This is a genomic window from Anaerostipes hominis (ex Lee et al. 2021) (genome assembly GCF_002270485.1).
GTDB lineage: Bacteria > Bacillota > Clostridia > Lachnospirales > Lachnospiraceae > Anaerostipes > Anaerostipes hominis.
Genome location: NZ_NQOG01000001.1, coordinates 162247 through 183410, shown reverse-complemented (window position 1 = coordinate 183410; position 21164 = coordinate 162247). Strand labels below are relative to the sequence as shown.

Genomic DNA, 21164 nt, shown 5'->3' with positions numbered 1-21164 from the left:
ATAAAATTTTCTAATTGACACTATAATAAAAATATTATATTATTGTATTATAAAATTAATACAAAAGGAGACGCATTCTTTATGCTGAAAAAGCTGATTGCCCCAATCATTGTGACGGTTTTCACAATCGCATTTTTATTATTTTACTTTGGACTGATTTTTGTACTCATTCCATTATCTGTCGTTCTCCGTCTGCTGATCGGTCTGATTCCGCTTTGTCTGGCGGGTGTCTCCGTTTTCGTACTCGTTGAACGCATTAAGGAAGTAAGGAGTGGTGAGGAAGATGATCTTAGTAACTACTGAAGCAATACCGGGAAAAGATTTCGAAGCATTAGGAATGGTCAAAGGCAATACCATTCAGACCAAAAATGTAGGAAGAGATATTACTCAGGGGTTTAAACATTTGGTTGGCGGTGAACTGAAAGCCTATACAGAGATGATGAACGAAGCCAGGGCGCTTGCCACAAAACGTATGGTAGAGGAGGCAGAAGCATTAGGGGCAGATGCAGTTGTATGTGTCCGCTATGCATCAACGGAAATCATGTCGGGTGCTGCCGAGATTATGGCCTACGGCACAGCAGTTAAATTTAAATAAACAATGGCATTGCCGGTTCTGGTGTAATTCAGATGGCAATGCTGTTTTTTTGTTGCTGAGGAAAATATTAAACTTGTCCTCTTTGTACAATTTTCAACTTTGATAAATTGAAATCCTGCTGTTTTCGTGTATAATAATACACAGGAGTGAAAAAGATGAAGGAAAATTATCAGAAAAAGTTAGACGGTATCATAGAAGGGCTTCAGGGAAAGAGGCCTTCTCTTTTGCTGCACAGCTGCTGTGCCCCGTGCAGCAGTTATGTTTTGGAATATCTCTCGAAGTATTTTCAAATCACAGTATATTATTATAACCCTAACATTGACTCCAAAGAAGAATACGAAAAAAGAGCCAAGGAGCAGGAGCGTCTGATCTCAGAGATGGAACTTCCGGATAAAGTATCTTTTATAAAGGAAGAGTTTCGTCCGGAAGAGTTCTATCAGGCAGTCAAAGGATATGAAAGAGAGCCGGAGGGCGGGAAGAGATGTCTTCGGTGCTATCGGCTGAGACTTACTGAGGCGGCGAAAAAGGCAGGAGAATTGGGAAGTGACTATTTTACCACGACCCTTACCATCAGCCCACTGAAAAATGCCCAATGGCTCAATGAAATCGGTCAGCAATTAGAGGCGCAGTACCAGGTGAGGTTTCTGCCGTCCGATTTTAAAAAGAAAAACGGTTATAAACGCTCTGTGGAATTATCACAAAAGTTTGACTTGTACCGACAAAGGTTTTGCGGGTGTGTTTTTTCGAAAAACAAAAAATAATTGTCAAAAACCCTTGCAAAAGGTTTTTATTTGTGATAAAATTTTTACAATTTGTAGAGAGATATATCTAAAATAATACCACATATTGCATTGAACTGCGTCTGGCATCAATGCTTGGATTCGTGATTTTTATTTTTGGATATATTTTTTTTATGCACATTTTTAAGGAGGAAACAGATTCATGGACGCATTTTTGATTTTGGAAGATGGGCAAGTGTTTAAAGGAAAAAGTTTCGGCGCCAGGAAAGAAGTCATCTGCGAAGTTGTATTCAATACATCGATGACAGGCTACCTGGAGGTGCTTACGGACCCGTCCTATCAGGGACAGGGAGTCGTCATGACATATCCGCTGATCGGTAACTACGGTGTATGTCTTGAGGATGCGGAATCCGTAAAGCCATGGCATTCGGCTTTTATTGTAAGAGAATTATCAAGAACCGCAAGTAACTTCAGAAGTGAACAGGATTTGGAAAGTTATCTGATCGCTAATGATATTCCTGGAATCCAGGGAGTGGATACGAGAGCGATTACAAAAATTTTGAGAGAAGAAGGCTGTATGGGAGGCATGATCACAACTAATCCGGACTTTGATCTGGATGAGCTCCTTCCAAAATTAAAAGGATATCAGGTAAAAGACGCGGTTAAGACCGTATCAAGAAAAGAAAAAGAACATTTTCCGGGAGACGGACTGAAAGTTGCCCTGTTAGATCTGGGTACAAAGAGCAACATTGCAAATTCTCTCAACAAAAGAGGATGTGATGTGACCGTTTATCCGGCATTTACAGCGGCAGAAGAAATCCTCGGGGATCAGCCGGACGGGATTATGTTATCCAACGGGCCTGGAGATCCGAAAGAATGTGTGTCCATTATAAAAGAAATAAAAAAATTATATGACAGTGATGTGCCGATCTTTGCGATCTGTCTGGGGCATCAGCTGATGGCTCTGGCAAACGGAGCAGATACGAGAAAGATGCGTTTCGGGCACCGGGGCGGCAATCACCCGGTAAAAGACCTGGCTACTGGCCGCGTTTATATTTCTTCCCAGAACCATGGATATGTGATCAAAAAAGAGAGTGTACCAAAGAATCTGGCAGAAGTTTCATTTATCAACGTCAATGACAAGAGTATTGAGGGACTCCGGTATAAGGGGAAAAATGTCCGCACCGTACAGTTCCATCCGGAGGCCAGCCCGGGGCCGGTAGATACCGCTTACTTGTTTGATGAATTTATTGAAATGATGAAAGGAGCAAAAAATGCCTAGGATTGAAAGTATTAAGAAAGTATTAGTCATTGGATCCGGACCAATCGTCATCGGACAGGCAGCAGAGTTTGACTATGCAGGAACCCAGGCCTGCCGTGCCCTTCAGGAAGAGGGAATCGAGGTTGTTTTGGTGAACTCTAATCCGGCTACCATCATGACCGATAAGGATATTGCAGATAAAGTCTACATTGAACCCCTGACTGCAGAGGTCGTGGAAAAGATCGTAGAAAAGGAAAAACCGGACAGTATTCTCCCGACATTGGGAGGACAGGCTGCGCTGAATCTGGCGATGGAGCTGGAAGAAAAAGGGTTTCTTGAAAAGAGCGGAGTGCGCCTGATCGGTACTTCCTCCACTACGATCAGAAAGGCTGAGGATCGCCAGGAATTTAAAGATACGATGGAAAAGATCGGCGAGCCTATCGCGGCAGGAAAAGTTGTCACAGACATCCCAGCGGGTGCTGAGTTTGCCGAAGAGATCGGGTATCCGGTCGTCTGCCGTCCGGCCTATACTTTAGGGGGAAGCGGCGGAGGAATCGCCCATGACAGAGAAGAATTAGAAGTGATCCTGGAAAACGGTCTCAGACTGAGCCGTGTCGGGGAAGTTCTGGTAGAGCGCTACATCGGCGGATGGAAAGAAGTCGAATATGAAGTGATGCGCGATGCAAGCGGAACCTGCATCACTGTATGTAACATGGAAAATATCGATCCGGTCGGCGTTCATACCGGAGACAGCATCGTAGTGGCTCCTTCCCAGACCTTAGGGGACAAAGAATACCAGATGCTGCGTACTTCTGCGCTGAACATTATCACAGAACTTAAGGTAAACGGCGGGTGCAACGTACAGTTTGCGCTGAATCCGGACAGTTTTGAATATTGTGTCATCGAGGTAAACCCTCGTGTCAGCCGCTCTTCTGCGCTGGCGTCCAAGGCTACGGGATATCCGATCGCAAAGGTGACGGCAAAGATCGCCATCGGATATAATCTGGATGAAATTCCAAATGCCATCACAGGAAAGACTTATGCAAGCTTCGAGCCGATGCTGGATTACTGCGTTGTAAAAATGCCGCGTCTTCCGTTTGATAAATTCATTCATGCAAAGAGAACTTTGACGACTCAGATGAAAGCTACCGGAGAAGTCATGAGTATCTGCGACAACTTCGAGGGTGCCCTGATGAAGGCCATCCGTTCTCTGGAACAAAATGTAGACAGCCTGATCTTTGGCAGCTACGGGGACATGTCAGATGAAGAACTGACAAAGGAATTAGAAAAGATCGACGACATGAGGATCTATGTGATCGCAGAGGCAATCCGCAGAGGATTTGATTACAATACTATTTTCAATATCACAAAGATCGACCGCTGGTTCTTAGATAAGATTGCCGTTCTGGTAGAGATGGAAAAGAAATTGAAAGAAGCAGGGGAATTGGATAGAGAACTGCTGGCAGAGGCAAAGCGCTTGGAGTTCCCGGATTCTGTTATCGGAAAGCTGACAGGGAAAACTGCAAAAGAGATCAAGCAGCTGAGAAACCAGTTTGGTCTTCATGCGGCTTATAAGATGGTAGACACATGCGCAGCTGAATTTGAGGCGAGCACTCCTTACTATTATTCTGTATACGGAAGTGAAAACGAAGTAGAAGAGCTGAGCAAGAAGAAAAAAGTCATGGTACTGGGCTCCGGACCGATCCGTATCGGACAGGGAATCGAGTTCGACTACTGTTCTGTGCACAGCGTATGGGCATTAAGAGACGTAGGGTATGAAACCATCATCGTCAATAACAATCCGGAGACGGTTTCCACGGACTTTGATGTGGCAGATAAGCTTTACTTTGAACCGCTGACAGCCGAGGATGTGGAGAGTATCGTGGATCTGGAAAAACCGGACGGAGCCGTAGTGCAGTTCGGAGGACAGACTGCGATTAAGCTGACACAGGCTCTGATGGAGATGGGAGTTCCGATCCTCGGGACAAGTGCAGAAAATGTAGATGCGGCCGAAGACAGAGAGCTGTTCGATGAAATTCTGGAAGAGTGCTGTATCCCAAGACCAAAGGGAACGACCGTGTTTACATGCGAGGAGGCGCTGAACGCAGCACATGACCTGGGTTATCCGGTTCTTGTAAGGCCGTCCTATGTTCTTGGAGGACAGGGAATGCAGATTGCTGTTTCCGATGAAGATATTGTATCCTTTATCGAGATCATCAACCGCCAGACCCAGGAGCATCCGATCCTGATCGACAAATATTTGGTCGGAAGAGAAGTGGAAGTGGATGCCGTATGTGACGGGGAAGAGATCATCATTCCTGGTATCATGGAACATATCGAGCGTGCCGGAATTCATTCCGGAGACAGTATTTCCGTCTACCCGACGATCAACCTGAGTGATAAGGTGAAACGGGTGATCGCAGAGTATACAAGGAAGCTGGCGAAATCATTGAATGTAGTCGGCCTGATCAATATCCAGTTTATTGTCTGTGATGAGGAGGTTTATGTCATCGAGGTAAATCCTCGTTCCAGCCGTACGGTACCTTACATCAGCAAGGTAACCGGAATTCCGATCGTAGATCTGGCTGCCAAAGTGATCGCCGGAGCCAAGATCAGGAATCTGGAATATAAGCCGGGACTCCAGGAAGAGTCTGAATATTATGCGATTAAAAAACCGGTGTTCTCCTTTGAAAAACTGAGGGGCGCGGAAGTCAGCTTAGGGCCGGAAATGAAATCCACCGGAGAATGTCTGGGAGTTTCCAAAAACTACAATGAGGCATTGTATAAGGCGTTCCTCGGAGCGGGAATTAACCTTCCGAAGTACAAGAAGATGATTCTCACGGTGAAGGATTCAGATAAAATCGATGCGGTGGATATCGGAAGAAGATTCGTGGATCTTGGATACGAAATTTTCTCCACAAGGAGCACGTGCAGAGTGCTGAATGAAAACGGAGTGCCTGCCCATCCGATCAACAAGCTGGAAGAAGAATCTCCGAACTTGCTTGATTTGATTTTAGATGATAAAATAGATTTAATCATAGATACACCTTCTCAGGGAGTAGGGCGCAGCAGGGACGGATTCCTGATCCGCCGTTATGCGATTGAAACCGGTGTGACTTGTCTGACCAGTCTGGATACGGCAGATGCACTGCTCACCAGCCTGGAATCAGGAAGCAGAGACAATTTATCAGTTGTGGACATTGCACAAATTTAAACGTACAACGGGGTACCTTTAAGTCTATTAAAGGTACCCCTTTTTTCAGTATTACAGGAGGACGGTGTTCCCTCTGCCCTGATTGACAATAAAAATGTAACTTGATAGAATTATCTTAACCGCTGGCTGTAATTTTAAGTCAGATATTAAAAAAGAAAAGAGGAGTGATGATATGGACCGATATACCAAGCAGGACATCATAGATCTGGTCAGGGAAAATGACGTACAGTTTATCCGGCTGCAGTTTTCCGATGTGTTCGGGACGCTTAAAAATGTGGCAATCACTGCAAGACAGCTGGAAAAAGCATTGGATAATAAGTGTATGTTTGACGGGTCTTCAGTGGACGGTTTTGTGCGGATAGAAGAATCCGACATGTATCTGTACCCTGATCTGGACAGCTTTCTCATATTTCCATGGCATTCCCAGAGCGGAAAAGTCGCGAGACTGGTCTGTGACGTGTACGGACAGGACGGACTTCCATTCATCGGGGATTCCCGCTATATCCTGAAGAAAGTGCTCAGGAAGAGCAAGAAGCTTGGATATAATTTCAATGTAGGGCCGGAGTGTGAATTCTTTTTGTTCCACACGGACGAGGAAGGCTGTCCCACGACGCTGACTCATGAAAAAGCAGGCTATTTTGATGTGGCGCCGCTGGATCTTGGTGAGGCGGCCAGAAGAGATATGATCCTGAACCTGGAGAATATGGGATTTGAGATCGAAGCCTCTCACCATGAGGTGGCTCCGGCTCAGCATGAGATTGATTTTAAATACGACAATGCACTCCGTACTGCGGACAATATCCTCACCTTTAAATTTGTAGTAAAGTACATTGCAAAACGGCATGGGCTGTATGCGAGCTTTATGCCGAAGCCGATCTCCGGTGTGGATGGTTCCGGAATGCACCTTAATATGTCTCTTTGGAGCGAAGGCCAGAATATGTTCGCAGACTCCAGAGGCGAACTGGGGCTCAGCGATGAGGCGTACCACTTTATGGCAGGCCTGATGAAGCATGCGCCGGAGATGTCGCTGATCACAAATCCATTGGTGAATTCCTATAAGCGCATCGTGCCGGGATATGAGGCTCCGGTGGATATTTCCTGGTCTCCGGCAAACAGAAGTCCGCTGATTCGTGTGCCGACGGCCAGAGGAAGCGGAACACGTCTGGAATTCAGAAGCCCGGATTCTGCGGCCAATCCTTACCTTGCGCTTGCAGTGAGCCTCGCGGCAGGGATCGACGGCCTTGAAAATAAGCTGCAGCCCGGAAAGGCATCTACAAAGAATCAATACGAAGTTACAGAGAAGGCAAAATTAAAAGCCGGTATCGGGGCCCTTCCAAGGGATATGAAGGAGGCAATGGACCTGTTCAAGGACAGTGAGTTCATGAAAGAGGTGCTCGGACATCATATTTTTGACCGGTATCTGGATGCAAAACAGGGAGAATGGGAATCCTATCAGAAAAATGTCTCTCAGTGGGAAATAGATGAATATTTGTACAAGATTTGACAGGCAGAAGGCAGGCGTCATTCATACGGGGAGGTGGGAAGCTTGGTTCATATTTTTGTTCTTTTCCCGAAACAGGAGCAGGCAAGGAGTATCCGCAACCTGCTTGTGAGAAACGGATTTGAAGTGACGGCTGCCTGTGTCACAGGCGCCCAGATCATGCAGCGGGCCGAAAGCCTGGAAGACGGGCTGATCGTCTGCGGATATAAGTTTGCGGACATGGTCTGCAGTGAACTGAGAGAATATCTCCCTGACGGATTCAGGATGATTGTTTTAGCTCCACAGGCGAGTCTGGAATTTTTGGATATCCAGGGGATGGAGTATCTGCCAATGCCTTTAAAGCCCCCGTTTCTGATGGAAAAAGTACGGGAAATGGCGGACGCTCTGTGCAACGCTCAGAAGAAAAAACGGCACAGGCCGAGACAGCGTACGAGGGAAGAGCTGGAGATCATCGAAGAAACGAAGGAACTGCTGATGAAAAACAACCGGATCTCAGAACAGGAAGCCCACGAGTATATTCAGCGCCGCAGCATGAACAGCGGTGTGGGACTGATTGAAATGGCTAAGATGATCCGGGATTCATATAGATACTAAACGGACTTTTATAGTAAATTATTAGGAGGACATCATGTTTAAGATTAACGAAAATTATTTAAAATTACCAGGAAGTTATTTGTTTTCAACCATTGCCAAAAAGGTCAATGCATACCAGGAAGCCAATCCGAACAAAGAGCTTATCCGTCTGGGGATCGGGGATGTGACACAGCCGCTGGCTCCGTCGATCATCGAGGCGCTTCACGGCGCAGTGGATGAGATGGCGGCAGCGGAGACCTTTCATGGCTATGCACCGGACCTTGGATATGAATTTTTAAGAAATGCTATCATGGAAGGTGATTACAGGTCACGGGGCGCGCAGATTGAGGCGGACGAGATCTTTGTCAGCGACGGAGCAAAGTGTGACTCGGGAAATATCCAGGAGATCTTTGCACAGGATAATAAAATCGCTGTCTGCGATCCTGTTTACCCGGTCTATGTAGACACCAATGTCATGGCAGGCAGAACGGGTACCTATGACCCAAAGAGTGAGACATGGAGCGATGTGATCTATATGCCGTGTACGGCAGAGAATAATTTCGCGCCGGAATTTCCTGAGGAAGTGCCGGATATTATTTATCTGTGTTTCCCAAATAACCCGACTGGTTCTACGATCACAAAAGACCAGCTTCAGGGCTGGGTGGATTATGCCAACAAAAACGGAGCGGTCATCATTTATGATGCGGCATATGAGGCATATATTTCAGAAGATAATGTGGCCCACACCATCTATGAGTGTGAAGGAGCACGGAACTGTGCCATTGAGTTAAAGAGTTTTTCTAAAAATGCAGGCTTTACCGGTGTGCGCCTGGGATATGCGGTGGTTCCGAAGGATCTGAAATGCGGAGACGTAAAACTCCATGATTTATGGGCAAGACGCCACGGAACAAAATATAACGGTGCACCATATATTGTTCAGAAAGCGGGAGCGGCTGTTTATACAGAGCAGGGAAAAGCCCAGCTGAAAGAACAGGTCGGCTACTATATGAATAATGCAAAAGTCATCTTTGAGGGATTAAAAGAAGCGGGATATACCGTGTCCGGCGGAGTCAACGCACCATATATCTGGTTAAAGACTCCGGAGGGAATGTCTTCCTGGGATTTCTTTGACCACCTGCTGGAGCAGGCGAATGTGGTGGGAACACCGGGATCAGGATTCGGACCGAGCGGGGAAGGCTATTTCCGGCTCACGGCATTTGGAAATTACGAGAATACGGTGAAAGCCATTGAACGGATTAAAAATATATAAATGTATTTTGCAGGACCATGCCTTTGCCGGCATGGTCCTTTTAAAGTTCCTGACACAGAGTTTTGTCAAAATATGACGATTCATTGACATTTTACACAGAATGTGTTAAGTTAATTTTAATAATGTTATAATAAGTTCACAATACGCAGGAAGGAGAGGGAGACACAGAGGGATATGAAGCATAAGATAGCAAAGGGAACGATGGCAGCCGGACTGTCACTGGCATTCATTCTCGGAGTTTCTACATTCGCAGACGCCAAAGGCGATCAGTACCAGACCGGTCTTGCGGGATCTGCGGCAGCTATGGAACAGTACACAGAGTCAGACAGTTCAGCACCAAAGAAAAATGTAAAAGCAGCCTCGGCTACGGCGGCAGTGAAGAAGACGACAAAGACACAGCATATTACAGAAGTTAAAAAGCAGCCGGCAGCGACTTCCGCAAAACAAAAGGTGACAGCAAAACAGCCGGTGACGGCTGCGGTACAGAAAAAGACAAAAGAGCCTGAATTTTCTGCTTCATTTTACAGGGGAAAGGCAACACCCAACGTGCGGTCTGTACTGAATATCAGAAAGAAAAAGAGTATTTCCAGTCCTGTGGTTGGAAAGTTCAAAAAAGGAAACATCGGCACAGTATTAAAAAAGGGAAAAGAATGGAGCAGGATCCGTTCCGGAAAAGTGACCGGTTATGTGAAGAACGAGTATCTGATCTGGGGAAGCAATATTCACAGTTACGCAAAGGAACATAATTTTCCGAAAAAAGCAGTGGTGAAAGTAGATACACTGAAGGTCAGACAGAAACAGTCTACCAAAGCAAAAGTTTTGACACTGGTCTCCAGAGATGACAGCTACAAAGTCCTCGGAGAATCTGCAGAGTGGGTCAATGTGAAGGCAGACGGGGACAAAGGCTATCTGGCAAAAGATTATGTCAGTATTGGGTATTACTATACCAGTGCAAAGTCAACGGTAAAAAATACAAAGACAGCAAAGAGTACTGCGAGTACAGAGAGAACAACCGAGAGCGAAAGGCAGGATTCCTCTTCTCAGGAGAGTGGGAGCAGTTCCTCAGGAACTACCCGCCGGCAGGTTGTAAATTATGCTCTGAAGTTTGTGGGGAATAAGTACCGCTACGGCGGAAACAGCCTGACAAACGGCACGGACTGTTCCGGATTTACTCAGCAGGTGCTCGGTCATTTTGGTTATAACATCAGCAGAACATCCTATTCCCAGGCAAACGATGGACGCACCATCTCCATCAGCAGCGTCAAACCCGGAGATCTGCTGTTCTATAAACGGGGAGGCCGGATCAATCATGTGACCATGTACATTGGAAACGGTCAGGTAGTCCACGCGAGCAATTCCGCCCCATATCCAAGGGGAGGCATCAAAGTATCCAGTATGGGATACCGGACACCGTGCAAAGCAGTGCGCATCATCAACTAAGTGAGAGAAGATTATTTACATATACCAAGAAACCGCCGCGGTTCACAAATGTGAACCACGGCGGTTTCTCTGTAAAAAGCAAATGGAACCATCCAGTAAATATTATGTCCATTTTGACCGGTTTGGAGGCCTTGCATTCGAAGAGATGTTAGTTTTTCTTCTTTCAGAAAAGGCTCGGAGGCGGTGTGCGAAGCACAGTGAGGCTGTTTGAGCGTCAGCGAGTTCCGAACGGGCCGCCGGAGAGACTTTGCTGAAAGTTAGAAAATCTTACATCTCTGAGACAGCAAGCCGGAAAACAGGTCAAAATGTCACACATTAAACTTAAACACAATCACGTCTCCGTCCTGTACGACGTATTCTTTCCCTTCCTGTCTCACCAGTCCTTTTTCTCTGGCTGCCGCGATGCTTCCATTTTCAACCAGATCATCATAGGAAACCACCTCGGCGCGGATGAAGCCCCGCTCGAAATCAGTATGGATCTTTCCGGCCGCCTGGGGTGCTTTTGTTCCTTTTGTAATCGTCCAGGCCCTCGTCTCGTCTTCCCCGGATGTCAGATAACTGATCAGGCCAAGCAGTGAATAGCTGGCAGAGATCAGTTTATCAAGGCCTGACTCTTTAAGGCCCAGATCCTCTAAAAATTCTTTTCGTTCTTCGTCGTCCAGTTCTGCGATTTCCTGTTCAATCTGGGCACAGATTACGAAAACACCAGCATCTACATCTTTTGCATAAGTTCTCACTTCATTTACAAACTCGTTGGATGCGGCATCATCCATGAGATCATCCTCACAGACATTGGCGGCAAAAATCACAGGCTTGATCGTTAAGAGATTGCAGGAATTCAGGATTTCCTGTTCTTCTTCATCATCGGTCACGAATGTCTTGGCCAGTTTTCCGTCTTCAAGATGGGCTTTTACCCGCTCCAGAAGTTCTACTTCCTGGGCGAGGGACTTGTCATTTCGGGAACCTTTTTTTGACTTGGCAATTCTTCTGTCAAGAACTTCGATGTCGGAAAAAATCAGCTCAAAATTGATGGTTTCGATATCCCGAAGCGGGCTGACTGAACCGTCTACATGGACGATGTTTTCATCTTCAAAGCAACGGACTACATGGACAATGGCATCGACCTCACGGATATTGGCCAGAAACTGGTTGCCGAGGCCCTCACCTTTGGAAGCTCCCTTGACGAGACCTGCGATGTCTACAAACTCGATAACTGCGGGAATGACTTTTTTTGAGTGATACATCTCGGACAGCACGTCCAGCCTTTTATCCGGCACGGTAACGATCCCTACGTTCGGGTCGATGGTGCAGAACGGATAGTTGGCAGACTCGGCACCCGCTTTCGTGAGAGAATTAAACAAAGTACTCTTACCTACATTTGGCAGTCCTACGATTCCTAATTTCATTGTGTATTGATTCCTTTCTTAATGTCTTTGCGTAAATATAGTCCTGTGATCCAAGGACATTGATACAACAAGTCTACCATAAGAACCTTGAAAAGAAAAGAAAAATGGGATAAGATGAAACGACGGAAAGGAGTAATGCGAATATGGAAAATGAAATCCGGTTTCCATTTTTGGGTATTGTGTTCAAACATGTGGGAGAGGGCATCAGTATCGGAGGATTTGAGATTAAATATTACGGTATGGTCATTGCACTGGGTTTTCTGCTGGGGATGCTGGCGGCGGCCAGGATGGCTAAGAAAAACGGAGTTAATCCGGAGCTGGTCTTTGATTTCATCATCGCGGTGATGATTCCTGCTATCATTGGGGCAAGACTTTACTATGTTATTTTTTCCTGGGATTACTACAAAGATCATCTGACGGAGATACTGAATACCAGGAGCGGAGGCCTTGCCATTTATGGAGGGATTATCGCTTCGGTTATTGTGATGGTAATCTTCTGCAGAGTGAAGAAAATAGAATTTTTCAAACTGGCGGATATTGCGGTGCCGGGGCTGCTGATCGGCCAGATCCTGGGCCGGTGGGGGAACTTTTTCAACAGGGAAGCGTTCGGCGGCTTTACCAATGGGCCTTTGGCTATGCAGATCCCCACAGACTATTTCGTAAAACACGGAAGACTTTCGGAGATTGTGGATGCCGGGCTGTATGACCAGGCTGTGTTTGTGGGAAGCGGAAGCCATATGAACACCTATATTCAGGTACACCCTACGTTCTTATATGAAGGACTGTGGAATCTGGCACTGCTGATCATCATTGTCATCATGTCCAGGCACAAAAAATTTGACGGCCAGATGCTGGTAATTTATGCCATGGGATATGGGATTGGACGATTCTGGATCGAGGGTCTTCGGACAGACCAGCTTCTGATCCCAGGGACACAAATCGCCGTATCCCAGGTAGTTGCGGTACTTTTGGCTGTTGGGGCACTGCTCGTCCTTCTCTGTAAGTGGAGAAAACGGAAACAATAAAAGTGTGGAAAAGAAACTGTTCACAGAAAAAATTCTGTGGACAGTTTTTTTATTTCTTGATTTTTTGTGGACAATCCATTAGAATGGAGACAGTAGTGGTGAGAAGTGGTGGATAGTGGGTAGAAAAGACCACAAAGTGTCACAACTGATCATCAGGTGGAGCGCACCCGGTTTGGGAAACGGCAGGTGATTACCATGTTCATGGGCGAATACAATCACACAATCGATGCTAAAGGCAGACTGATAATCCCCTCAAAGTTCAGAGAAGCACTGGGCAATGAGTTTGTTCTTACAAAGGGATTGGATGGATGCCTATTCGTGTTCCCTATGAAAGAGTGGGAGGCTTTTGAGGAAAAATTAAGAAACCTGCCGCTGATCGATAAGAATGCACGGAAGTTTTCGAGATTCTTTTTGGCCGGAGCATCCACTTGTGAATTGGACAAGCAGGGCAGAATCCTGGTGCCGGGCACACTGCGTGAATTTGCACAGATGGATAAGGAAGTAGTTCTTACGGGCATGCTGGACCGTATTGAGGTATGGAGCAAAGAACAATGGCTTGAAAATAATGCTTATGACGATATGGACGATATTGCCCAGAGCATGCAGGAACTAGGTTTGAATATCTGAATGGAAGGAAAGACAAATGGATTTTGAACATGCATCTGTGTTGTTGGATGAAACAATAAGGGAACTAAAGATAAAACCGGACGGTATCTACGTGGATGGGACTCTTGGAGGAGGCGGACATGCCTTTCATGTTCTTAACAGGCTCTCTGAAAAGGGACGATATATTGGCATTGACCAGGACGAGGATGCGATCAGGGCAAGCACCAAACGGCTTGCTCCGTTTCAGGATAAAGTTACGATTGTAAGAGATAACTATGTGAATATGCCGAAAGTGCTGAAGGATCTGGGGATATCCCGTGTGGACGGAATTCTTCTGGATCTTGGCGTTTCCTCTTTTCAGCTGGATGAGAAGGACAGGGGATTCACATACCGCGAGGACGTACCGCTGGATATGAGGATGGATCAGAGGCAGACTTTTTCTGCAAGAGACATAGTCAATGGATACAGTGAACAGGAGTTGTTTCATATTATCCGCGATTATGGAGAGGACAAGTTTGCTAAAAATATTGCCAAACATATTGCAGCAGAGAGAGAGAAAGCACCGATTGAGACAACAGGACAGCTTATTGAGGTGATCAAACATGCAATACCGATGAAGGTGAGGGCTGTGGGAGGACATCCTGCAAAGAGGACATTTCAGGCCATCCGGATTGAATGTAACCGGGAGCTGGAAGTCTTAAAGACAAGCCTTGACCAGATGATCGAGCTGTTAAACCCCGAAGGAAGACTGTGTATCATTACCTTTCATTCTTTGGAAGACAGAATTGTGAAACGGGCATTCAGAAAAAATGAAAAACCGTGTACCTGTCCACCGAATTTTCCGATTTGTACCTGTGGAAATGAATCGAAGGGTAAGGTTATTACAAGAAAGCCAATTTTACCGACCGAAGAAGAACTTATGAGGAACAAAAGAGCAAAAAGTTCAAAATTAAGAGTGTTTGAGAGAAAATAGTGAGGGGGAGAACAGCGAAGTGAATAAGACGAGACAAGAGCGATATGAATTTATTTACGGAAATACTGCGCGGAAAATGGAAGCGGCACCGGCAAAACCCGAGTATGAACCATCCAGGCAGCCGAAAAGGAAACCGGCAGTACGCACGAAAAGAAAGACAACACCTCAGACAAAGGCAAACCAAACAAAAGCTCTGGAATTTGATTTTGCGTTTATCAAAGCGCTGGCAGCAGGAATGCTTGTGATCGCACTGGTAAGCTTCTTCTATTTATCGGAGCAGTCAAAACTGGAGCGACAGCGGTCTGTGGTCTCTTCCAAGAAATCGGAGCTCAGCACACTGCTGGTCGAAAATGAGGATCTGAACCTGGAGATCGAACAGAGTATCAATCTTTCTGCGATCCAGGAAACGGCCATGAAGAAATATGGAATGAAGAAACCTGCGCAGAGGAAGGTGATTGCATATGAAAGTAAGAATGTTGACTATGTGAGACAGTACAATAAAGTACCCGATTCAAAGTAAGGAGCGGTTTTATTGAGAAAAAAGAAATATAAGAAGATCAAAAGAATAAACAATGCTATGAGAGTCAGAGCTCTGTCTGTATCGGCTCTCATAGCAATTCTTTTTATTTGCCTTATGGGCCGGCTGGTTTATTTCAGTGTGGCAAAAAATAAGACATATGAAAAAAAGGTTCTGGCACAGCAGAATTACCAGAGCCAGACGCTTCCGTACAAAAGAGGAGATATCCTCGACAGAAACGGAAACACGCTGGCTACCAGCCAAAAGTTATACAGTCTGGTCCTGGAACCGAAAAATATCTTGCGGACAGAGCAGACTCAGAAAAATGCACTGTATGCACTGACGAAATATATGGATCTTGACCGGGACGATCTGCTGTCCTATATGAAAGACAACAAAGACTCTTATTACTCAGTGTACAAAAAAGACATGAAATACAGCGAAGTGGCAGATCTGAAAGATTTTCTGAAATCGAAAAACGGAAAAAAGGTTGTGGGGATCACTTTTTCTGAAAAATATGTGAGGAGATACCCCAATAAGAGTCTGGCAAGCCACCTTCTCGGGTTCGTATCCGACGGAAGCATCGGAACAACGGGGATTGAGCAGTATTATAACAGTACACTGTCCGGTGTGGATGGAAGAAAATACACTTATCTGAATGAGGAACTTGAACAGGATGACTCTATTGTAGATCCGGAAAACGGCAAAACACTTGTGTCTACTATTGATATCAATATCCAGAAAATAGCGGAAGACCGTTTGGCAAAGTTTGAAAAAAAATACGGCAGCAAGGGAAGCTCTATTCTGGTCATGGACCCGAACAATGGGGAAGTCCTGGGAATGGCCAACTCCAACAAATATGATCTGGAACATCCCAGAGATGAAAAAGGTCTGCTCTCAAAATATTCTCAGAGCCAGATCGATTCCATGTCAGAAAAACAGAAGGTAAAGGCTTTTAATGAACTATGGAAGAATCCAATCGTCTCCAACAGTTTCGAACCGGGCTCTACCTATAAACCGTTTACGGTGGCGGGAGGACTGGAGGACGGGATTCTCAAGGGAAATGAACACTATTACTGCAGCGGATATAAACAGGTTGGAAAATACAAGATTCACTGTTCTCACAGAGATGGGCACGGAAACCTGAGCCTTTCAGACAGCATTGCATATTCATGCAATGTGGCGTTGATGGATATTGCCTTTAAAGAAGGAAAGAATGTGTTTGCAAAATATCAAAAGGATTTTAACTTTGGAGTAAAGACGGGGATCGACCTTCCGGGAGAGGCTGAGACGGCAGGACTTCTGCACGGCGCGGACCAGATGACGAATGTTGATCTGGCTACCAGTTCCTTCGGACAGTCCTTTAACTGTTCTATGATACAGATGGCATCCTCTTTCAGTTCTCTGGTCAACGGAGGCAGCTACTACAAGCCTCATGTAGTGAAGCAGACCAGGGATGACAAAGGAAATGTAGTGAGCAACAAGGAATCCGAACTGGTCAAACAGACGATCTCGGCTGAAACATCCAAGAAGCTGCGCACTTATATGGAAGAGACAGTAGAAAAGGGAACCGGTAAAAAAGCGCAGATCAAAGGTTACAGTGTCGGAGGAAAGACAGGGACCGCACAAAAAATTCCGAGAAGTGCAGGGACTTACATCGTCTCCTTCTGTGGATTTGCTCCCGTAGAAAACCCTAAAGTTGTTGTATATGTGGTCATAGATGAAATCCAGAAAGACTCACAGCTCAACACCGGACTGGCTGTTGAAATGGCGAGAGATGTATTGAAAGAATCACTGAAGGACATGAATGTGCCGAAAACGAAAAAATAATACCTGACGGAAATAGTGGTAAAAAGCTCATACTTGTTTCACTGGATTCATATATTTTTATCAGTATGGATTCCGGAGTTTTTTATGAAAACAAGTTATAAACGAAGGATGCTTCTCATGGGCGGCATCTTTGCATTCTGCCTGATTTTTATGGCCGGAAGGCTTGGCTATCTGATGATCGGGCAGGCCGATAAGTATCTGGCACTGGCCAAAGACCTGCACCAGAGAGAGCGGGAGATCAAGGCCCCCAGGGGGAATATTTATGACAGAAACGGAGTGAAGATCGCATCCAACAAAGCGGTTTACTCTATCTCTGTGATTCACTCCCAGACAAAACAGAAAAATAAAGTCGTATCGGTCCTTTCAAAGGAACTTAAGATAGATGAGGCAGAAATCAAAAAAAAGGTTTATAAAAATTCAGTTAGGGAAAAGATTAAGAGTAATGTTGAAAAAGACGCAGCTGATCGCATCAGAAAATATGAACTTGCCGGTGTTAAAGTGGATGAGGATTATAAACGGACCTATCCCTATAATGATCTGGCTTCAAAAGTCCTGGGATTTACGGGAGGAGACAATCAGGGGATCGTAGGGCTTGAGGTGACATATGACTCTTACTTACAGGGCAAGCCCGGAAGAATCCTGACACTGACGGACGGCGGAGGAAGAGAGATTGACGGCGCCTACGAGGAGAGGGATGAGCCGGTGGCCGGCAATGACCTGTATACCACACTGGATGTGAACCTGCAGAACTATGTGTGGCAGGCCTGTGAAAAGGTAAGAAAAGAAAAGGGAGCAAAACGGGTTTCCATGATTATCATGAATCCTCAAAACGGAGAGATCTATGCCATGGTCAACACTCCTGAATACAATTTAAACGAACCGTTTAAACTGAAAGGGAAAAAAGAGAATACCACAGGAAAGAAGAGGCAGGAGCTGCTGAACCAAATGTGGAGGAACACATGTATCAATGATACATATGAACCGGGATCTGTTTTCAAGATTGTGACTGCAACCGCCGGTCTGGAGCTTGGCAAGGTGAAAGTGACGGACCACTTCAGCTGTCCGGGATTCAGGATCGTAGAAGACAGGAAGATCCGCTGCCATAAAACAACGGGCCACGGAGCCGAGACTTTTAAGGAGGGCGTTATGAATTCATGCAACCCGGTTTTCATGGAAGTCGGGGCCAGGGTCGGAGTAGACGGCATGTATACGATATTCCGCCAGATGGGGCTGTTTGAAAAGACCGGTATTGATATTCCGGGTGAGGCAAACTCTATTATGCACAACAAGAAAAATGTGGGGGCCGTGGAACTTGCGACGATGTCTTTCGGGCAGTCCTTCCAGATCACTCCGCTTCAGCTGATGAGGGCTGCCAGCGCCGCAGTCAACGGGGGCACTCTTGTGACGCCGCATTTCGGCATGAAGGCAGTGGATTCATCGGGAAAGACAGTCAAGACTTTTGAATTTGCTAAAAAGAAACATGTGATTAAGAAAGAAACATCCGAGACGATGAGAGAACTTTTAGAGGCAGTGGTTTCAGACGGTTCCGGAAGGAACTGCAAGATCGAAGGATATTCCATAGGAGGAAAGACTGCGACCAGTGAAAAGCTGCCCCGCGGAACAGGGAAATATATTTCCTCATTTTTAGGCTTTTCAAAGGCAGAACATCCAACCGTGATGGCTTTGGTCATGATCGACGAGCCGAAGGGAACTTATTACGGAGGAGCCATCGCAGCGCCGGTGGTTCGGGAGGTATTTAAAGTTGCACTTCCTTATCTTGGAATTTCCAAGGATTATACGGTTGATAAAACAAAGAAATAAAGATATACTGAAAAGATAAGAAAAACAAATGAGGTGAAAGCATGAATTATAGTATCGTAAAACCAATTTTAATTGCATTCTTCGTCAGCGTGGTGCTGAGCCCGATGATGATTAAATATTTACAGAAGCTGAAGTTCGGCCAGTTCATCCGGGGAGAGGGACCCGAGTCCCACCTGAAGAAGTCAGGGACCCCGACGATGGGAGGCCTGATTATCCTGCTTGGAATCATTGTGGCTTCTCTGTTTTATGTGAAAGATTATCCGAACATTATACCGGTTCTCTTTGTCACCCTCGGATTCGGTTTCATCGGTTTTATCGATGATTATATCAAAGTCGTGATGAAGAGAAACCTTGGACTCAGGGCCTGGCAGAAGATGCTGGGACAGATCATTGTGACCGGAGTGTTTGCATACTATCTGATCAATCATACGGATATCGGAACCTCCATGCTGATCCCTTTTTCGCACGGAAAATATTTGGAGTTAGGAGCACTGTTTGTTCCCGCTATCTTTATCATCCTGCTGGGAACCGTCAACGGGGCCAACTTTACGGACGGACTGGACGGTCTTGCATCCAGTGTCACTGTTTTGATCGCTACCTTTTTTACGGTTGTAGCCATCGGAGCGGGTATCTCCGGAAATGATCCGGGATTGTGGCCGATCACTTGTGCCACCGTGGGGGCTTTGCTTGGATTCCTAGTGTTCAATGTTTACCCTGCGAGGGTATTCATGGGAGACACAGGTTCCCTTGCGCTGGGCGGATTCGTGGCTGCCACAGCGGTTATGCTGAGGCTTCCTCTGTTCGTGCCGCTTGTGGCCTTCATCTACATGATCGAGGTATTATCGGTTATGATCCAGGTAGTTTATTTTAAGAAAACAGGAAAAAGAGTTTTTAAGATGGCGCCGATCCATCACCATTTTGAGCTGTCCGGCTGGCCGGAGACAAAAGTTGTTGCCATATTTGCCATCGTCACAGCAATCTTATGTCTGATCGGCCTGATCGCCATTTAGATAAGGAGCAGTAAATGACATTAAAAGATAAGAAGGTTTTAGTTGCGGGAGCGGGGAAGAGCGGAATAGGTTCTGCCAACCTCCTGATCCGTTCCGGGGCATCTGTCAGTCTTTATGACGGAAATGAACACTTGAAGGCACAGGATGTCTATGACAAACTGGAAGGAAAGAAACAGATTCCGCTGATTCTCGGAAAACTCGGACCGGAAGAGGAAAAAGAATTTGATCTTTTAGTACTTAGTCCCGGAATCTCTGTCAACGCCCCGGTATCAAGGCAGTTTATGGAGTCCGGCAAGCCTGTCTGGAGTGAGATTGAACTTGCATTTCATGTTTCCAGGGGACAGATTGCGGCTATCACAGGCACGAATGGAAAAACAACGACCACAGCGCTGGTGGGAGAAATCATGAAGTGTTTTTACAGCGACGTGTATGTGGTTGGGAATATTGGAACACCGTATACGAGCGTTGCTTTGGATACAAAAGACGAAAGCGTTATTGTGGCCGAGATCAGCAGTTTTCAGCTGGAAACGATACAGGACTTCCGCCCCCAGGTTTCGGCCGTTTTAAACATTACACCGGACCATCTGGACCGACATGGTACAGTGGAAGTCTATGCAAAGACAAAGGAATCCATTGGAAAGAATCAGACCGGGGATCAGGTGATGGTGCTGAACTATGAAGACGCCGTGACCAGAAATATGGCAGAGAGGGCAAAAGCCAGGGTCGTATTTTTCAGCCTGGATCATGAACTGGAAGAAGGAGTCTATTTTAAAGACGGATCTTTCATGCTTGCAGAAAACAAAACAGTGCAGACCATATGTACAGAAGCCGATATTAACCTTCTGGGCGGGCATAATTATGAAAATATTTTAGCGGCGATTGCGGTATCCCATTATATGGGAGTTCCGTCAGAGCAGATCAGACAGGGAGTTTCTGGTTTTAAAGGAGTGGAACACCGCATAGAATATGTAGATACCATTAAAGATGTTGCATACTACAATGATTCTAAGGGAACTAACACCGATGCCGCCATCAAAGGGATCAAGGCCATGAACCGTCCGACGTTCCTGATCGGGGGAGGGTATGATAAAAAAGCAGAATATGATGACTGGATCGAGGCCTTTGACGGCAAAGTGAAGGAACTGATCCTTTTGGGCGCGACGGCAGAGAAGATCGGTAAAACAGCCGAAGCCCACGGTTTTTCCCAAATCGTATATGTAGATACTCTGGAAGAAGCAGTGGAGTATGCATCACAGCATGCAGTTTCCGGTGACGCAGTCCTTTTATCTCCGGCCTGTGCAAGCTGGGGTATGTTCCCGAACTATGAGGTACGGGGCGACCGCTTTAAGGAGTATGTAAACAAATTAAAGGAGCGCTAAGAT

General features: G+C 45.9%; 18 protein-coding genes. 17 read left to right on the top strand and 1 reads right to left on the bottom strand.

Annotated features, from left to right (window positions below):
• Positions 1–81 precede the first annotated feature (81 nt).
• The 9 genes from CI597_RS00940 (at position 82) to CI597_RS00900 (ending at position 10594) form a co-directional block, all read left to right on the top strand.
• Positions 82–303: a hypothetical protein gene (locus tag CI597_RS00940; RefSeq protein WP_024726750.1), complete on the top strand. Its 222-nt coding sequence runs from the start codon at positions 82–84 to the stop codon at positions 301–303.
• Entirely contained in the window at positions 284–595 is a 312-nt protein-coding gene (locus CI597_RS00935) for a YbjQ family protein (protein WP_024726751.1), read from the top strand. Before CI597_RS00940 ends, CI597_RS00935 begins: the two co-directional genes overlap by 20 nt.
• A 155-nt stretch (positions 596–750) precedes the next feature.
• Positions 751–1356, top strand: coding sequence for an epoxyqueuosine reductase QueH (locus tag CI597_RS00930; RefSeq protein ID WP_034548907.1), 606 nt, complete (start codon positions 751–753; stop codon positions 1354–1356).
• A gap of 181 nt (positions 1357–1537) precedes the next feature.
• Positions 1538–2617 carry a carbamoyl phosphate synthase small subunit gene (locus tag CI597_RS00925; RefSeq protein WP_024726753.1) on the top strand — a complete coding sequence of 360 codons (1080 nt, stop codon included), beginning with the start codon at positions 1538–1540 and terminating at the stop codon, positions 2615–2617.
• A complete protein-coding gene (carB, locus tag CI597_RS00920) occupies positions 2610–5810 on the top strand; it encodes a carbamoyl-phosphate synthase large subunit (protein WP_024726754.1) in 3201 nt (1066 codons plus the stop codon). Before CI597_RS00925 ends, carB begins: the two co-directional genes overlap by 8 nt.
• Before the next feature lie 172 nt (positions 5811–5982).
• Positions 5983–7314 carry a glutamine synthetase family protein gene (locus CI597_RS00915; protein ID WP_024726755.1) on the top strand — a complete coding sequence of 444 codons (1332 nt, stop codon included), beginning with the start codon at positions 5983–5985 and terminating at the stop codon, positions 7312–7314.
• A gap of 33 nt (positions 7315–7347) precedes the next feature.
• Positions 7348–7905, top strand: a complete 558-nt coding sequence (locus CI597_RS00910) for an ANTAR domain-containing response regulator (RefSeq protein ID WP_051405181.1) — start codon at positions 7348–7350, stop codon at positions 7903–7905.
• Positions 7906–7939: 34 nt separating this feature from the next.
• A complete protein-coding gene (locus tag CI597_RS00905) occupies positions 7940–9154 on the top strand; it encodes an LL-diaminopimelate aminotransferase (protein ID WP_024726757.1) in 1215 nt (404 codons plus the stop codon).
• Between the two features lie 174 nt (positions 9155–9328).
• On the top strand, positions 9329–10594 hold the full coding sequence (locus CI597_RS00900) for an SH3 domain-containing C40 family peptidase (protein WP_024726758.1): 1266 nt from the start codon (positions 9329–9331) through the stop codon (positions 10592–10594).
• Positions 10595–10902: 308 nt separating this feature from the next.
• Here CI597_RS00900 and ychF read toward each other — a convergent pair whose 3' ends face one another.
• On the bottom strand, positions 10903–12000 hold the full coding sequence (gene ychF, locus CI597_RS00895) for a redox-regulated ATPase YchF (protein WP_024726759.1): 1098 nt from the start codon (positions 11998–12000) through the stop codon (positions 10903–10905).
• A gap of 143 nt (positions 12001–12143) precedes the next feature.
• Here ychF and lgt point away from each other — a divergent pair, with 143 nt between their 5' ends.
• The 8 genes from lgt (at position 12144) to murD (ending at position 21161) form a co-directional block, all read left to right on the top strand.
• Positions 12144–13025: a prolipoprotein diacylglyceryl transferase gene (gene lgt, locus CI597_RS00890; RefSeq protein WP_024726760.1), complete on the top strand. Its 882-nt coding sequence runs from the start codon at positions 12144–12146 to the stop codon at positions 13023–13025.
• Positions 13026–13220: 195 nt separating this feature from the next.
• Positions 13221–13652: a division/cell wall cluster transcriptional repressor MraZ gene (gene mraZ, locus CI597_RS00885; RefSeq protein WP_024726761.1), complete on the top strand. Its 432-nt coding sequence runs from the start codon at positions 13221–13223 to the stop codon at positions 13650–13652.
• 16 nt (positions 13653–13668) lie between these two features.
• Positions 13669–14604 carry a 16S rRNA (cytosine(1402)-N(4))-methyltransferase RsmH gene (gene rsmH / locus CI597_RS00880; RefSeq protein ID WP_024726762.1) on the top strand — a complete coding sequence of 312 codons (936 nt, stop codon included), beginning with the start codon at positions 13669–13671 and terminating at the stop codon, positions 14602–14604.
• 19 nt (positions 14605–14623) lie between these two features.
• Positions 14624–15124, top strand: a complete 501-nt coding sequence (locus CI597_RS00875; RefSeq protein ID WP_024726763.1) for a hypothetical protein — start codon at positions 14624–14626, stop codon at positions 15122–15124.
• A 12-nt stretch (positions 15125–15136) separates the two neighbouring features.
• Complete coding sequence (locus CI597_RS00870; protein ID WP_024726764.1) at positions 15137–16951, top strand: peptidoglycan D,D-transpeptidase FtsI family protein; 1815 nt, start codon at positions 15137–15139, stop codon at positions 16949–16951.
• A 108-nt stretch (positions 16952–17059) separates the two neighbouring features.
• A complete protein-coding gene (locus CI597_RS00865; RefSeq protein WP_369882325.1) occupies positions 17060–18772 on the top strand; it encodes a peptidoglycan D,D-transpeptidase FtsI family protein in 1713 nt (570 codons plus the stop codon).
• Positions 18773–18813: 41 nt separating this feature from the next.
• Positions 18814–19782, top strand: a complete 969-nt coding sequence (mraY, locus tag CI597_RS00860; RefSeq protein WP_006565520.1) for a phospho-N-acetylmuramoyl-pentapeptide-transferase — start codon at positions 18814–18816, stop codon at positions 19780–19782.
• A 14-nt stretch (positions 19783–19796) separates the two neighbouring features.
• Positions 19797–21161: a UDP-N-acetylmuramoyl-L-alanine--D-glutamate ligase gene (gene murD, locus CI597_RS00855; RefSeq protein WP_024726766.1), complete on the top strand. Its 1365-nt coding sequence runs from the start codon at positions 19797–19799 to the stop codon at positions 21159–21161.
• The last annotated feature ends 3 nt before the right edge of the window (positions 21162–21164 follow it).